The sequence below is a fragment of the Roseivirga ehrenbergii genome (assembly GCF_001593005.1).
Taxonomy (GTDB): domain Bacteria; phylum Bacteroidota; class Bacteroidia; order Cytophagales; family Cyclobacteriaceae; genus Roseivirga; species Roseivirga ehrenbergii.
On the sequence record NZ_LQZQ01000002.1, the window covers coordinates 107,521 to 123,348 of the forward strand.

Genomic DNA, 15,828 nt, shown 5'->3' on the forward strand with positions numbered 1-15,828 from the left:
ATTATGAATCTAATCACTCAAGGAAAACGCCTTAGAGCGAAGTCGTTGATCCTATTAGGATTGATGCTTATTCTGCTCTTTTTACTCGACATCGGTTTGGGTTCGGTACGAATTCCTGTAAGCGATGTGATCAAAACACTTTTAGGGCAACAAATCGACAATAGTGGCTGGCAAGGAATTATCCTGAAAATTAGACTTCCGAGAGCGGTAACAGCAATCTTAGCGGGAGCTGCACTATCATTGGGTGGTCTTCAAATGCAAACACTTTTCAGAAATCCACTCGCTGGGCCTTCAGTATTGGGGATTACTGCGGGCGCTAGTTTGGGAGTGGCTGCTGTAATGTTAGCCGCAGGTACAGTAACTACCACTTTTTCAATTCGTGAATTGGGGGTAGACGGAAGTTGGCTGATCATCATCGCTTCCACTTTAGGTGCTGCAATGGTACTGGTACTCATTTTGGGCATTTCTTTCAAAATCAGGGACAATGTAGTCATGCTTATTGTAGGATTGATGGTGGCAAATATCACCATTGCCGTGGTGAGCATTTGGCAATTCTTCAGTAATCCTGAGCAAATTCAAGAATACATTTTATGGACATTCGGCAGCTTGGGAGGAGTAACCAACGAACAGCTTGGAGCCTTGGCCATCATTGTCCTCACAGGTGTTATCCTTACTTTCTTCCTTTCTAAAACACTAAATGCACTCCTTTTGGGTGAAGATTACGCCCAAAGCATGGGCCTCAATGTAAAATGGGCACGAGTGGCCATTATTGCTACGACCAGTATTTTGGCAGGCGCTATTACGGGCTTCTGTGGGCCAATTGGCTTTGTGGGTATTGCAGTGCCACACCTTTCGCGCAGCTTTTTAAATACTTCCGACCATCGCACACTGGTACCTACTTGTGCATTAGTAGGCGGGATTTTGATGTTGGTTTGCGACATTATTTCGCAAGTACCGGGCAGTCAAACTGTCTTACCGATCAATGCCATTACGGCCCTCATCGGCTCGCCTATTGTCATCTGGATCATTGTTAAACGCAAGAACCTAAAAGCTTCTTTTTAAAGGTAGAATGATGAAAGAGACAAGAACGATACTCAGCACCACAAACCTTACGGTAGGCTACAAGGATAAAAAAGGGATTAAACCTGTTTTATCCAACCTTAACCTCAGTTTGGAAAAGGGAAAACTTACCTGCTTGCTTGGCACAAATGGCGCTGGTAAATCTACTTTGATGCGAACCATTGGAGGAATTCAGAAACCACTGAAGGGTGAAGTCTTCATGCAAGGGAAACCCATCCGATCCATTGATGCGAAATCCCTTTCAAAGCAACTGAGCTTGGTACTTACCGATAGAATTGCTCCTGGAAATTTAACGGTTTATGCTTTAGTCTCTTTAGGTCGTTTCCCATACACTAGCTGGCTAGGGACTTTAAGCCAGAAAGACAAGGACATCATTTTTATGGCCATGGAGGCCACTGGAATACTCGAATTTGCCAACAAACACATTGGTGAATTGAGCGATGGCGAGCGACAGAAAGTGATGATTGCCCGAACGCTGGCCCAAGATACGGAGGTGATATTTTTGGATGAACCCACCGCCCATTTAGACTTGCCTAATCGCATGGAAATCTTCCATCTACTGCGTGCATTAGCGGTTGAGTCAGACAAGGCTATTTTACTCACCACACATGAATTGGATATGGCTTTGGCCAATGCCGATCATTTATGGCTCATCAATCAAAATCAAACCATCGATTCAGGATTACCTGAAGATTTGGTATTGAACGGACTATTAGAGGAAGCTTTCCAAAGAGATCAACTTCAATTCGATTACGAGCTGGGAACATTTAAAAGGACTTCGAACCAAAGCAAAACAAAGGTCAGGCTCGAAGGTGATGTGATCTTGAAACGCTGGACAAGAAGTGCTTTGGAAAGGGCGGGTTACGAAGTAACTCCTGACACTTCTGATCTAGAAATTAAAATTTCAGGCAGCCTAAAAGCACCACTTTGGCACCTGAATCACAACGATACTACCTATAAAACTATTCAAGAATTATTAATTCAATTAAACAATCAATGAGAACCATTTTTAAAAAATTAAGCATTGCTTCACTGACAATTTTGACCGCTTCATTTAATCTATTTGCTCAAGAAGCAGGGCAAGTAAGAGACCTTGGCCGTGTTGTAGTGACGGGCAACAAGTTCGAAACACCAATTGAAAAATCAGGCAAAGTGATTTATAAAATTACTGCCGATGAAATAAGAAATTCACCAGGAAGAACGGTTGCCGATCTTTTGAATCAACTTCCAGGAATTAATATTGACGGAGCTTTTGGCACACCAGGCACCAACCTAGATTACAATATTCGGGGAGGAAGAAATGCCCATACTTTGATTTTGATTGATGGGCTGCCTATCAACGACCCATCTGGCATTGCAATGGACTATGACTTGAGATTGCTGAATGCACAAGCCGTTGAATACATTGAAGTATTGAAAGGTGCAGCGAGTACTTTGTACGGAACAGGGGCTGCGGCTGGTGTAATCAATATTAAAATGAAAGCTTCAACCTCTGAGGTGCCAAAAGTGACTTTGTCACAATCAATAGGCTCGTTTAGTACTTCAAACACCAATGCAGATGTACAAGGCAAAGCAGGAAAACTCAGCTATTTAGTAGCCGGAGCTTTTGCCATCAGCGAAGGGATTTCAGCAGCACAAGACAACGATCCTGCCACCGATTTTGGTGACGATGGTTTTTACCGTTACTCTGGAAGAACAAAATTTGCATACGACTTTTCGGAGGCCTTTAATTTAGGAGCAAACTTCTCATTCGAGAAATTAAGATCAGATTACGATGATGGTGCTTTTGCCGATGCCGATAATGAATTCACTTTGAAGCAAACGAGTTTTGGGCTGAACCCAAAGTTTAAGTACAACAAAGGAAACGTACAGTTGAAGTTCAACCATAACCAAATCAAAAGAGATTTCGTTTCGGCTTACCCTTCAACAAGTGAAGGCGAAAATACACAAGCCGATTTGACTAATGAGTACAGATTTAGCAATAGAGTAAAAACCATTGTTGGGGTTCATTATCAGGGATATAAGTTTGTAACTGGTGATAACGAACCAGATGCAACCAATATTGATCCCTACTTCAATTTGGCTGTAGATGCCACCAAAGCGCTCACCTTAAACGCAGGGGCTAGGCTCAATATCAATAGCGAATACGGTTCAAACTTCGTTTATAGCCTAAACCCTTCTTACTTATTCAACCTTGGCGGTGAAAGTAAGTTAAAGGCTTTCGGTTCATACTCTACAGCATTCATTTCACCTAGTTTATACCAATTGTTTGCGCCACTCTACGGAAATACTGCGTTGGAACCACAAGAAACGCAGTCGACTGAATTTGGTTTGTCGCTTTATCTTGGTAGCAACTTTACTGTAAACGCAGAATATTTTACCCGTAAGGAAGAAAACGCAATTGACTTTGTATCTCGATTTGATAATGCAGGAAATTATGTTGGCGGAGGTTACGATAACGTAACTGGAACTAGAGAAATCGAAGGTTTCGAAATTGATTTCCAGTGGCAAATTATTGAACCGCTTTCTTTGAGCGGAAATGTAGCTTCTTACCAATTTGGTAACCCTGCGCAGTTCTATAGAATTCCTGATTTAAAGTTGGGCTTTAATACACGCTATGCCATTACATCAAATACAAGTGTTGGAGTAAACTATACTCGTTTTGGCGAACGCGAAGCTGCTATTTTCTCAGATCCTTATTTGGTAAAGCTTGAAGCTTACAACATGGTAGACTTATCTATTTCACATAAACTATTTGATGGCACACTGACCCTTTCTGGAACGGTAAATAACTTATTGGATGAAGATTTTGTAGGCGTTTATGGTTTTAGCACGCGCCCTGCAAACTTTACAATTGGTGTAACAGGTACTTTCTAAAAGCTTGAAAAACACCAAACCAACTCATAGCTGTTCTTTTCTTTGCTCTTGGAGTGGAGGAAAGGACAGCTATTTGGCTTTTTATAGGGCGCTCCAAAGGAATGCAAAACCTGTGGTACTTTTCAATGTAATGAATGAGTTGGGTGATAGGTCACGGTCACACGGAATTTCAAGAGAAGTACTTTTGGCCCAAGCTGAATGCATTGGTTTGCCTATTGAGTTTATCGAAAGCACTTGGCAAGATTATGAAACTAACTATATAGAAAAGTTAAAGCAGCTTAAAACAGAATACCAGTTCAATCATACCGTATTTGGTGATATCGATATTCAGTCGCACAGAGACTGGGAAGAGAAGGTTTCGGAAGCAGCAACGCTAAAAGCCCTTTTACCGCTTTGGCAAGAAGACAGAGAAGCCTTGGTTTTTGAAATGTTGAAGCTGGGGGTTAAAGCGCTTGTGGTTTCATGCAGAACAGAGTTTGCTTCATATATTTTAGGGAAAGTGATTGATGAAGAACTCATCCAAGTTTTTCAGGATTTAGACATTGATGTTTGTGGTGAAAATGGTGAATACCACACATTAGTGATAGATGGGCCAGCGCATAAAAAACCATTACTGATTGATAGTTTTGAAATTCAGTCGAATAAAGGCTATTCATTTTTAGATATTAGGAAGTCAAAATGGAGATGAATAAAATGCAAAAAGCAATTTTTAATTGGAGCGGAGGCAAAGACAGTGCTTTGGCTTTACATTATGTGCTTCAAGGAAATGAATTTGAAGTAACCACACTAATGACCAGCGTTAATGCCGAATTGGAAAGAATTTCCATGCATGGGGTACACAAAAATCTGTTGAAGCGACAAGTGGAAGCCATTGGCCTTCCCTTATCAATACTATCCATTCCAGGCGAAGTGACGATGCCAGAATATGATCGGTTAATGTCTGAAAAAATGGAAGACTTTAAAGCCCAAGGCATAACGCACTCCATCTTCGGTGATATTTTTCTGGAAGACTTAAAAGAATACAGAGAAAAGAGATTAGCTGAAGTCGGACTCAAGGGGCACTTTCCGCTGTGGAAAAGGAACACGGCTGACTTAGTAAGAGAGTTCATCGACTTAGGTTTTAAAACCATGCTTGTTTCGGTAGACGGAAGTAAGCTCGATAAATCGTTCGCAGGCCAAATCATAGACCATGACTTGCTCAAGGAACTTCCAAGCAATGTTGACCCCTGCGGGGAAAATGGCGAATTCCATAGCTTTGTTTTTGATGGGCCAATCTTTAAACATCCTGTGGCATTCGAAAAAGGAGCGGTTGTACCAAAAGAATACACTTTGTCGGCTCAAACCAATGAAAAAATAACCTACTGGTTTCAAGACCTGCTTTAATAATTCACTTTTTCTATTAGAAAAGGCATTTGGCCGACAATCATCTTCTTTAAAATGAACACGAAACTGTCTAATGCTGTTGGATTAGAAATTTGATGATGAAAAGCTTAATTAATATTTCAGTACTCGCTTTCTTCCTAACGCTGGTTTCGTGTACCAGTAAAAAGACGACAGATATCGGAAATGGTCCTGCCCCAAGTCATCAAGTTTGGGATGAACTTCTGAAGGAATATGTGAACGAATATGGCTTTATCGACTATAAAGGCATTATTTCAGAAAAAGTAAAATTCGAAAGCTATCTGGAATTACTCAGCAATAACCCTCCCGCTAACAGTTGGAATAAAAGCGAGAAATTAGCTTACTGGATCAATGTCTACAATGCCTTCACGGTAAAGCTCATTATCGACAATTACCCCATAGAAAGTATTAAAGACTTAAACCCAACATTGAGCATTCCGACCGTACACACCGTATGGACGAAAGATTTTTTTAAAATTGGGGAGGAAGACTTCAACTTAGATCGGGTAGAACATAAAATTCTTAGGGTAGAATTCGAAGAACCTAGAATTCATTTTGCGATCAACTGTGCTTCATTTTCTTGCCCAGTATTAAGACCCGAAGCTTTTAAAGCCGAAAAAATCGAGAGGCAATTGGAGGAACAAGCCAGAGCTTTCATTAACGATTCACAGCGAAACAAAATAACCAAAGATAAAGTAGAGCTGTCAAAGATTTTTAGCTGGTTTGGGGGAGATTTTAAGAAAGACCAAAGCCTAATTCAGTTCCTAAATAAGTATTCAGAAGTGAAAATCAATGACAATGCAGCAGTTGATTTTATGGATTACCAATGGAGCCTCAATGATGCGTCTAAAAAGTAGTTCAACTTAATTTTAAACCTCTAGCCTCATATTTCGTCTGAATAATGCGATTATCAGAGCAAAAAAGAGGCTCATTTAGGACTAACCGCAAGAGACTGTCCATTGGCCTTTACGTTTAACTCTAGTTTTCTTATAATTGCTTTTCGAAAAGGGTCGTTTCTTAATATATGCAGCATAAAGGCAAAGTAATTCTGGTTATTCTTACCATGGGTATTTTCGTATCCCTGCTGTCATTATCCCCCGCAAAGCCAGAAACACCTGCCGAAAATAAACCCGCAAAACGTACTCTCACCAATAAAGACTCTAACAATCCAGCTTTGGAACCCATCGATAGAATGGCGCAGCGGCTTGTTACAAGTTTAAACCTTGAAGGTGCAACAGTTGCGGTAGTGAAAAACGAAAAGCTGGTATACGCCAAAGGCTTTGGCTATGCGGATAAAGAGAATAAGGTCACTGTTGAACCTTATCACCTTTTCAGAATAGGAAGTATTTCTAAACTAGTTACTGCCATTGCAATTCTAAAAATGGTAGACGATAAAAAAATTGGCTTAGACGATTATGTTTTTGGAGATAACGGCATTCTGAAAGGCGCCAAATACAAAGGCATTACCAATCGAAATTTTTATAAAATAAAGGTAAAACACCTGCTTAATCATACTGCTGGCTGGAGCCTAATTACCTATGGCGACCCTATGTTTATTCCTGCCAAAATCCATAAAATGGACAAAGCAGCTTACCCAATAAACTTTGATGAAGTGATCCACTTTGTAATCACCCGTCACTTACCATATACGCCCGGTACACATTACAACTATTCTAATTTTGGTTACTGTTTGCTTGGTAGAATTATCGAGGAAAAAACAGGCGAGAAATACGTAGACTGGGTTCAGAAAAACATCCTAAGGCCGAATGGCATTACCCACATGCAAATTGCTGGCAATTTTGAAAGCGACCGGCTCAAAAATGAAGTCAAATATTACGACTACAGCCCTGACAATAAGCAATTGGCCTATACAGGTTCTGGTAAAATGGTAGACAAGCCATATGGTGCCGATGATGTTGAAATGCTCGGTCCTGCTGGCGGTTGGGTTGCTAATTCCGTAGACATGATGCGATTGTTGGTCATGGTAGATGGTTACTCTAAACGCTACAAAGATATTTTGAGTAAAGACACCATGGACAAAATGATCAAAGGAGTTGGAGGCGTAAATCAGCCTTTGGGCTGGCGCAGTGTAAGTGGAGAGCATTGGTGGAGAACCGGCACCCTTTCAGGCACCTCAGCCTTACTTACCCGCGACCTTAATGGCGTTTCATGGGTAGTAATTTCAAACACCACACCGCGCAGAGGCAGCTTTTGGAGCACCAGCCGTTGGGCCATGCGCGAATCTTTCAAGCAAATCAAAAACTGGCCCAGCACAGACCTGTTTGAGGTGAGTGAGTAGATCCATTTTTTTAATTCAATAAGGCTCAAGGAATCAATATATTTGAAATATGAAATTCTTGACTGAAATAAAGGCAGCCTTATGTTTACAATGAAATTAAAATCTTTAATAGTAGTTACGGCCGTTGTTGTTATGTCGTCTTGTACAACAGGTAGCTCTGAGTCAAGTATGACAAATGATAACTGGAAAAGCTTTGATGAAACCGTTGTTTTTGAAGATGAAAAAGTTGTGCAACTCCCATTAGATGCAAGTACAGGGTTTTGGCATTATTCAATGTCAGTGGATGTAATTGATGGAGTTGATGTACTTTCTTTTATCAACCCAATGAACAATGCTATCTACACATACGATTTAATGAACAATTCTTTAATGGGTAAAACACTGCTAGATAAACAAGGCCCTAATGCTGTTGGGGCACTTAATTTAGCTACGCACAAGCTCGTTAGCCTTGATAGCATGTTTATTTTTAACCTGATGCATGGCGTTATGTATTTGAGCAATGCAGAAGGGAAGCTTGTAAAGAAGTCTACGCTAGTTAACTATAAAATAGATGGAGTAATGGGCAACCCTGAGCCCTCTTTATCCTCTCCTATGGTTCTTTTAGGTAACAAGCTTTATATAAGTTGTAGTATTGATCAATACGAGGAAAGTTATAGAGAACGAAAAGCCGTGATGACTTACGATTTTTTGACTGACGAAACAGCGTATGTTATTGATTACCCTGAAACATATAGTCAGGCATATTGGGGACCTGTATTTAAATATATTCCCAGTCTTGATTTAGGATTAGATGGAGAGTCTTTGGTCGCTAACTTCAGCGTGGAACCTAAAATACAAAAAACGAACGACAGAGGTGAACTTCTGTCTACACACTACGAGATGTCGAGTTATATAGATAAGATTGAACCTCTTGACTCCGACATTAAAACTGCAGTTCGAATCAATCATAACGTGGTTAATCCTGAGAAGAAAGAATATGGTCTCACAAATTCTGACTTTAATAAAATCATTTCAGACCCTTATCGAGGTTATTACTATCGTGTGGCTTATATAAGACCAACGCTAGAAGAGTTTCGTTCTGAAAATACAGTAATTGACTTCTCGATATCAGTCTTAACAGAAGACTTCAAAAAAATAGGAGAGAAACTATTTGACGGATCTATTTACAGACCTTCTATGATATTTTCAGGAAAGGGCGGCTTGTATATCGGTCGGACTGACTTATATTCCCAAAACGAGGATATTATGCCCTTTTCTTTATTCAAGCTATAGTTCTCGCACTTTAATTTATAAACTTAAAAATAGAACAAATTCAGCCCAATCATTGATATATCCGAAAAGGTATAATTATCTGATTTTTTCACCAATGAACCCCGATCGGTTATAACTTACTTTACCAACCCCTCAAAAGCCTTTTCCCATTTAGTAAAGTTAAAGTTGGCGGTGGTCGTGTTCATCATGGCTTTAATTTCTGCATGATTCAAATGGCCAATACTACCTTCGTGGCTATGGTTTACACTGCGTTCGGGCTGAAACTCACCTCTTTCAATGGCCATGCCCACTTGCTTATACGCATCTCTGAATGGAACGCCAGAAAGCACTAAGCGATTTACTTCTTCTACCGTAAACAGGTAATTGTATTTGTCTTGCTGAATGAGTTGGTCGTTAATCGTAATTTTTTCCAACATAAAATCAGCCATGAAAAGGCAATCTTTTAAATCTTGAATGGCAGGGAAAATCACTTCCTTGATCAACTGCATTTCGCGGTGATAACCCACTGGCAAATTGGTGGTCATCATAGCGATATCGTTCGGTGCCGCCTGTAGTTTATTGCATTTGCCACGCATCAGTTCGAAAACGTCAGGGTTTTTCTTGTGTGGCATAATGCTAGAACCCGTGGTCAGTTCATCGGGGAAACCGATAAAGCCGAAATCGGAGCCCATGTAAAGGCATACATCCATGGCAAATTTGCCCAAAGTGGCCGCCACAGCCGCCATTCCAGTCGCCAATGAACGTTCGGCCTTGCCTCGGCCCATCATGGCATACACCACGTTATAGTTTAGGTCTTCGAAGCCCAAAAGCTCCGTAGTCATTTTTCTATTTAAAGGGAAAGAAGAACCAAAGCCAGCGCCAGAACCCAGTGGGTTTTTGTTCACCACTTTATAAGCCGCTTCTAAAGCGTACAGGTCGTCCACCAAGCTTTCGGCATAAGCACCAAACCAAAGTCCGAAAGAGGACGGCATGGCCACTTGCATATGCGTATAGCCCGGCATTAAAGTGTTTTTGTGCTGGTCGCTTAAGTGCATCAAGCGATCGAAAAGCGTATTCACCCCTTCCACCAAATTCTTGATTTCGGAACGCATAAAAAGCTTCATGTCTACCAAAACTTGGTCGTTACGCGAACGGCCACTATGGATTTTCTTTCCTACATCGCCCAGTCGTTCGGTAAGGATAAATTCCACTTGAGAATGAATGTCTTCCACACCTTCTTCAATGGAAAACTCACCCGCTTGAATGGACTTAAAAATATTTTTAAGCTCCACATGAATGACCTCCTTTTCTTCCACAGTAAGTAAGCCAATGCTGGCCAACATTTCGGTATGGGCCAGAGAACCGAGCACATCATAAGGCGCCAAATGGATATCAAACTCCAGGTCGCGACCAACGGTAAATCGTTCTACAATTTCAGATACGCGGGTTTCCTTTTGCCAGAGTTTCATAATTTAAAATTTCGAATTCAAGACTGTTTCATTAATCTGACACAAACCTAATTCAATTGTATTTAAAAATTTCAATTGAAGAATGAATTAGGCTCGCTTCTTCTAATTCTGATTTTTGGTTTAATGTAGGTTCATTAATACCTAAAGCTAATTCATCGAAATTTTCTCCATTCTGTTGTTTAGACACTGTTTCAATGGCTAGAATTTTCTCTTCAAAAGCGTCATGGTTGAATCTTAACTTAACATAGTCTCCAATTTCGATTTGACCATCCTCAATGGTCCCAACCAGAAAGAAATGACGTCCAGTCAATTGAAAGGTAGATTTAAGTTGAAAATGTGCCACTGGGGCATCAGTCTTATTCCTCATTTCAAGGGAGAATTAGTTTTCTTGCTTAGCCTTAATTTTACTACAACATAAACTCGCTCAAGTCTTTGCTTTGTACCAAGCCAGAAAGTCTTTCTTGCACCAATTCTTTGGTCACTAGCACCTTGGCATTGTTCGGAATTTTCTCTGGAATATCGAAAAGGATATCGTTGAGCAGTTTGCTCATTACCGTGTACAAACGTCTAGCACCAATATTTTCGACTTCTTCGTTTACTTTGAAAGCAATGTCCGCCAATTCCATTAAGGCCTCATCGGTGTATTCTAAAGAGACATCTTCAGAATTCATTAAAGCCTCATATTGCTTTGTAAGGGCATTTTTTGGCTCTTTCAAAATTCGGTAGAAATCATCTCGCGTAAGACTGTTCAATTCTACACGGATAGGGAAACGACCCTGCAACTCAGGAATCAAATCTGAAGGTTTCGCTAGATGGAAAGCACCCGCAGCAATAAACAGAATATGGTCGGTATTGATAATGCCGTGCTTCGTGTTCACAGAGCTTCCTTCTACAATAGGCAAAAGATCGCGCTGCACACCTTCACGACTAACATCGGGGCCGCCACCGCCTTTTTTGGAGCTACCCGCTACTTTATCAATTTCATCGATAAAGATGATGCCCGTATTTTCCGCTTTACGAATAGCCTCTTCTTTCACTTCATCCATATCGATAAGCTTGGCACTTTCTTCATCTAAAAGCAGTTTTTTTGCTTCACCAATGGTCACCTTGCGCTTTTTCGATTTCTTGGGCATTACATTGCTCAGCATGTCCTGAAGGTTCATCATGGAAACCTCGTCCATGCCGCCACCTACCATGCCCATACCACCGCCAGAAGTGGTAATACTGATTTCGATTTTACGGTCGTCAATTTCGCCAGAGCGAATTTTTTCACGGAAACGTTCACGGGTTCTTTCATTCAACTCCGCATCCGACATTTTTTCGGGCTCTTCTCCGTTTTCAACCACAGTAGCCGAAGGGCGCGTATTTTTGATTGGGGGAATCAGTGCGTCAAGAATTACATCTTCAACCGCCTGTTCAGCCCTGCCTTTAACTTCTTCTTTCTTGGACTGGCGCACCAAGTTGACTGATTGCTCTACCAAGTCGCGCACCATGCTTTCTACATCGCGACCAACGTAACCTACTTCCGTAAATTTAGATGCTTCCACTTTAGTGAAAGGAGCGTCCGCAATTTTGGCCAGTCTTCGGGCAATTTCTGTTTTACCCACACCCGTAGCCCCAATCATAAGAATATTGTTTGGAGCAATTTCGCGTTGCATCTCTGGCTTCACGTGCATTCTTCTCCAACGATTTCGAAGGGCAATGGCCACGTTTTTCTTGGCGTCCGCTTGGCCAATAATGTACTTATCTAATTCGGCAACAATTTGCCTTGGGGTTAAATATTTCGCGTCTAACATCTTAGTTTTTTTTCTTTACGATCCCACTCAAATTGGTGGTCAATTGTATGGTGTTGCTTCCTCCTGCCGAGTGATAAAGTGCTCTGGCATAAGAAAATTCAAATCTTTTTACTTTAAACATCAGCCCAAATGAAAAGCCAGCGCCTCCCGATGCGGCTTCTTGTTTAAGCTCTTTTCTTAACAAATGGTTATATCCAAAGCGCAATTGAAAATTGTTGCTCAAGAGTAATTCAGTACCGAAAACCAATCTTCGAAACACCTCTTCACTAAATCCTGGTTCCTTTTCTGTAGCACCAACGAGTGTATTGGCTTTTGGGTCGAAAAAAACGACATCGGAACGATTTAAATTTCTGGCTGTAAGCGAAAACCGGAAGGGCATAAACTCTGGTTTGTAGGTCACCCCTAACTGAACATCTAAAGGCAATTCGCTTTGATTGTCGTCCGTATAGTCGCTCAATAGCATGCCCAAATTTTTCAGGGCCAAGCCCACAGTCAAATCTTTTTCTGGATGTTTGAAGGTACCTCCAAAATCAAATAGCAGGGCAGAAGCTTTATATGACCCTAAATCCGAAGCGGCAATTTTTAACGTAGAGCCCGCTTGAAAAGGGCCAAAAGCCATGGAATGACTTAAGCCAAAAACGAATTCGGATGCTTTAAAATCGCCATTTAGAAAACCGTTTTCATCATAGCCTTCGATGGTGCCGTAGTTCAAGTAAGTGAGGTTGGCTGCCCAAAGCCCAGCTTTTTCAATATTTCGGGCATAGGCAACGGAAGTTTGAGCGATGTCGGCAAAATAGCCCAGCCTGTCAATGACCAATTGGTTGTGCCAATCGCTGTTCAATAATGCCGGGTTAGAAGCCAACATGCCTGGATCATTCCAGCCAGAGGTAAGGTTTACACCACCTAAAGCCGTTTGGCGAGTACTATTCGGGAGGTTTAGAAATTCAAATGCCCGTTGCCCACCCAATTGGGCAGTCAATAGTTGGGGAATGAAAAGCCCAGCAACCAAAACAATACGGACAATTTGCTTCAATACCTCGGGATTAATTGGGGAGAACCGAAGTTCTCCCCCTTAAAATAGTTTGAATTTTAGTCTTCTACTACTAGATCAATAGCATTGGCTACTTTTTGCTTCATTAATGCCAATTCTAATACCTCTTCAGCCGTTTCAACATAATGTACATTGAGGCCTTTAGTATATCGTTCGTCAATTTCTAGAATGTCTTTTTCATTCTTTTTGCTCAGAATCAATTCCTTAATACCTGCTCTTCGCGCAGCAAGAATTTTTTCTTTGATACCTCCTACTGGCAACACTCTGCCTCGCAATGTGATTTCGCCTGTCATCGCCAATTTATTTTTCACCTTGCGTTGTGTAAATATCGAAGTAATGGCCGTGAGCATGGTAATACCTGCAGAAGGGCCATCTTTAGGTACAGCACCCGCAGGCACGTGAATATGCAAATCGTATTTATCGAAAACACGGTAGTCGATATCGTATTTATGTGCTTCAGACTTCAAGTAAGAAAGCGCAGCTACGGCTGATTCTTTCATCACATCGCCTAACTGACCTGAAAGTGTCAATTTGCCTTTACCCCGACTCAAATTGGTTTCGATGAAAAGAATTTCACCGCCAACGGAAGTCCAAGCCAAGCCTGTAACTACACCAGCTAAATCGTTGTTATCGTAAGTTTCCTTGTCGAAAACAGGGCCGCCAAGTACTTTTTCAATGTATTCAGCGATCACTTTTTTAGGATATTCTTCTTCTAAAGCAATTGATTTAGCAGCACTTCGCACTACCGAACCAATTTTCCTTTCTAAGTTTCGAACCCCAGATTCTCGGGTATATTCATCTATTATTTTCTGAAGCGACTTTTTATCGAAAACCAAATCCGTAGACTTTAAGCCATGTTCCTCTTTTTGCTTCGGCACAAGATGTCTTTTAGCGATCTCCATTTTCTCTTCAACCGTGTAACCCGACACCTCAATAATTTCCATTCTGTCGCGCAAGGCAGGCTGAATGGTATCCAATGAATTGGCTGTGGCCACAAATAACACCTTAGAAAGGTCGTATTCCACCTCTAAGTAGTTATCGGTAAACTCTGCGTTTTGCTCAGGGTCGAGCACCTCTAGCAAAGCTGAAGATGGATCGCCACGGAAGTTAGAATTTACCTTATCTATTTCGTCCAGTACAAATACTGGATTCGAAGTTTTCGATTTCTTAATGTTTTGGATCACCTTGCCCGGCATGGCACCCACATAAGTTTTACGATGCCCACGAATTTCGGCTTCATCATGAATTCCGCCTAAAGACATTCTGACATACTGACGGTTCAAGGCCTTGGCTATACTTCTTCCCAAAGAGGTTTTACCTACACCTGGAGGGCCGTAAAGACAAAGAATTGGCCCCTTCAAGTCATTTTTCAACTTAAGTACGGCCAGGTATTCCAGAATTCTATCCTTTACTTTTTCTAAACCAAAATGATCTTTGTCCAGAATTTTCTTCGCGCGCTTCAGGTCTAAGTTATCCTCTGAATATTCTCCCCAAGGCAAATCGGTCATCAATTCGGCATAGTTCATGGAAATCGGGTATTCCGCTGCCATTGGGTTCATCCGAAGGATTTTGTCCAACTCTTTATTGAAGTGCGTACCAACTTTTTCTGGCCAATTTTTACTTTCCCCTTTCTTTCTGAGGGCTTCCACTTCACGTTCTGGGCCGTCTTCTCCCAGTTCATCTTGCAACACTTTCATTTGCTGACGCAAGAAATAATCGCGTTGCTGCTGATCTATGTCTGAATGAACTCTGCTATGAATTTCGTGCTTAAGCTCAAGCAGTTGCACTTCTTTCAGCATGTATTGAAGCAAAGCCGTAGCACGCTCAATACCATCATTGATTTCTAACAATTTCTGCTTTTCCTTCGCTTCCGTATTGATGTTACTGCAAAGGAAATGAATCAAGAAACTGGTCTTATCTATATTGTCCAAGGCCACCTGTGCTTCCTTCGGTATTTCAGGATTAAGCGACATAATTTTATTGGCCGCTTCTCTTACTGATTGTAAAATTGCCTTCACTTCTTTACTCAGTCTTTTCGGGAAGTTTTCTGGTAAATACTTCACCTTGGCCTTCATATAAGGTGCTTCAGAAGTATATTCTTCTACCTCAAACCTGCTTTTACCTTGAATAATGATGGTGGTATTTCCGTCAGGCAACACCAACATTTTTACAATCTTGGCGGCTGTTCCTATTCTGAAAAGATCTTTTTGGGTAGGATCGTCTATTTTTGGGTTTTCTTGGGTAAGAACCCCCACAAGACGGTTTCCTTTATATGCATTCTTCACCACCTTAATCGACTTTTGGCGACCGACAGTAATAGGAATAAGCACTCCCGGAAATAATACTGTATTGCGTACCGCCAAAATCGGTAATTCATCTGGTTGGTTGGCTTCGTTTAACTCTTCGTCATCTTCACCCCCAATTACCTGAATAAGATCGCCTGCTTCATCGTCATCAATATCGCTGGCTATCATGGATCCGAACATTTGGTTATTAATTTTCATATATAAAGTGCCAGATTGACACGTTTGTGCTTAAATAAATTTGGACGACCTAAATTGCAAGCCGTGTGCCAAACGGCAATGTGTCATGAACGGTTTTTTA

Annotated in this window: 13 protein-coding genes; 8 read left to right on the forward strand and 5 right to left on the reverse strand. The window is 41.2% G+C overall.

What is annotated here, in order from left to right; translation table 11 throughout:
- The first annotated feature begins 3 nt into the window (after window positions 1-3).
- From MB14_RS02460 to MB14_RS02495, 8 genes are all read left to right on the forward strand, one after another.
- Window positions 4-1,062, forward strand: coding sequence for an iron chelate uptake ABC transporter family permease subunit (locus tag MB14_RS02460; RefSeq protein WP_062588360.1), 1,059 nt, complete (start codon window positions 4-6; stop codon window positions 1,060-1,062).
- Between the two features lie 7 nt (window positions 1,063-1,069).
- Window positions 1,070-2,080 (forward strand): ABC transporter ATP-binding protein, encoded by a 1,011-nt coding sequence (locus tag MB14_RS02465; protein ID WP_089082142.1) that lies wholly within the window; start codon window positions 1,070-1,072, stop codon window positions 2,078-2,080.
- Window positions 2,077-3,957 carry a TonB-dependent receptor plug domain-containing protein gene (locus MB14_RS02470; RefSeq protein ID WP_062588365.1) on the forward strand — a complete coding sequence of 627 codons (1,881 nt, stop codon included), beginning with the start codon at window positions 2,077-2,079 and terminating at the stop codon, window positions 3,955-3,957. Before MB14_RS02465 ends, MB14_RS02470 begins: the two co-directional genes overlap by 4 nt.
- Before the next feature lie 4 nt (window positions 3,958-3,961).
- Window positions 3,962-4,645, forward strand: a complete 684-nt coding sequence (locus MB14_RS02475) for a Dph6-related ATP pyrophosphatase (RefSeq protein WP_062588367.1) — start codon at window positions 3,962-3,964, stop codon at window positions 4,643-4,645.
- A 5-nt stretch (window positions 4,646-4,650) separates the two neighbouring features.
- The gene (locus tag MB14_RS02480) at window positions 4,651-5,340 is read left to right on the forward strand and encodes a Dph6-related ATP pyrophosphatase (RefSeq protein WP_221405451.1); all 690 of its coding nucleotides are present in this window, start codon (window positions 4,651-4,653) and stop codon (window positions 5,338-5,340) included.
- Window positions 5,341-5,435: 95 nt separating this feature from the next.
- A complete protein-coding gene (locus MB14_RS02485; protein ID WP_311316232.1) occupies window positions 5,436-6,215 on the forward strand; it encodes a DUF547 domain-containing protein in 780 nt (259 codons plus the stop codon).
- A 167-nt stretch (window positions 6,216-6,382) separates the two neighbouring features.
- Window positions 6,383-7,657: a serine hydrolase domain-containing protein gene (locus MB14_RS02490; RefSeq protein ID WP_062588371.1), complete on the forward strand. Its 1,275-nt coding sequence runs from the start codon at window positions 6,383-6,385 to the stop codon at window positions 7,655-7,657.
- Between the two features lie 81 nt (window positions 7,658-7,738).
- Window positions 7,739-8,929 (forward strand): DUF4221 family protein, encoded by a 1,191-nt coding sequence (locus tag MB14_RS02495; protein WP_062588374.1) that lies wholly within the window; start codon window positions 7,739-7,741, stop codon window positions 8,927-8,929.
- A gap of 116 nt (window positions 8,930-9,045) precedes the next feature.
- On the opposite strand, the gene argH is transcribed toward MB14_RS02495, so the two are convergent.
- Genes argH through lon form a run of 5 tightly spaced genes read right to left on the reverse strand, consistent with a single transcriptional unit; the run spans window position 9,046 to window position 15,728 of the window.
- Window positions 9,046-10,377, reverse strand: a complete 1,332-nt coding sequence (gene argH / locus MB14_RS02500; protein ID WP_062588376.1) for an argininosuccinate lyase — start codon at window positions 10,375-10,377, stop codon at window positions 9,046-9,048.
- A gap of 52 nt (window positions 10,378-10,429) precedes the next feature.
- A complete protein-coding gene (locus tag MB14_RS02505; RefSeq protein ID WP_062588378.1) occupies window positions 10,430-10,744 on the reverse strand; it encodes a hypothetical protein in 315 nt (104 codons plus the stop codon).
- 40 nt (window positions 10,745-10,784) lie between these two features.
- Window positions 10,785-12,173, reverse strand: coding sequence for an ATP-dependent protease ATPase subunit HslU (gene hslU / locus MB14_RS02510; protein WP_062588380.1), 1,389 nt, complete (start codon window positions 12,171-12,173; stop codon window positions 10,785-10,787).
- A 1-nt stretch (window position 12,174) separates the two neighbouring features.
- On the reverse strand, window positions 12,175-13,206 hold the full coding sequence (gene porQ / locus MB14_RS02515) for a type IX secretion system protein PorQ (RefSeq protein WP_062588382.1): 1,032 nt from the start codon (window positions 13,204-13,206) through the stop codon (window positions 12,175-12,177).
- A 56-nt stretch (window positions 13,207-13,262) separates the two neighbouring features.
- Complete coding sequence (gene lon, locus MB14_RS02520; RefSeq protein ID WP_062588384.1) at window positions 13,263-15,728, reverse strand: endopeptidase La; 2,466 nt, start codon at window positions 15,726-15,728, stop codon at window positions 13,263-13,265.
- Window positions 15,729-15,828: the final 100 nt, after the last annotated feature.

Bases quoted from the DNA above. Each gene is read 5' to 3' on its own strand.
- MB14_RS02465 (WP_089082142.1), top strand. From the start codon at position 1,070: ATGATGAAAGAGACAAGAACGATACTCAGCACCACAAACCTTACGGTA.
- lon (WP_062588384.1), bottom strand. From the start codon at position 15,728: ATGAAAATTAATAACCAAATGTTCGGATCCATGATAGCCAGCGATATT.
- MB14_RS02505 (WP_062588378.1), bottom strand. From the start codon at position 10,744: ATGAGGAATAAGACTGATGCCCCAGTGGCACATTTTCAACTTAAATCT.
- MB14_RS02495 (WP_062588374.1), top strand. From the start codon at position 7,739: ATGTTTACAATGAAATTAAAATCTTTAATAGTAGTTACGGCCGTTGTT.
- argH (WP_062588376.1), bottom strand. From the start codon at position 10,377: ATGAAACTCTGGCAAAAGGAAACCCGCGTATCTGAAATTGTAGAACGA.
- MB14_RS02470 (WP_062588365.1), top strand. From the start codon at position 2,077: ATGAGAACCATTTTTAAAAAATTAAGCATTGCTTCACTGACAATTTTG.
- MB14_RS02460 (WP_062588360.1), top strand. From the start codon at position 4: ATGAATCTAATCACTCAAGGAAAACGCCTTAGAGCGAAGTCGTTGATC.
- MB14_RS02485 (WP_311316232.1), top strand. From the start codon at position 5,436: ATGATGAAAAGCTTAATTAATATTTCAGTACTCGCTTTCTTCCTAACG.
- hslU (WP_062588380.1), bottom strand. From the start codon at position 12,173: ATGTTAGACGCGAAATATTTAACCCCAAGGCAAATTGTTGCCGAATTA.
- MB14_RS02490 (WP_062588371.1), top strand. From the start codon at position 6,383: ATGCAGCATAAAGGCAAAGTAATTCTGGTTATTCTTACCATGGGTATT.
- MB14_RS02480 (WP_221405451.1), top strand. From the start codon at position 4,651: ATGCAAAAAGCAATTTTTAATTGGAGCGGAGGCAAAGACAGTGCTTTG.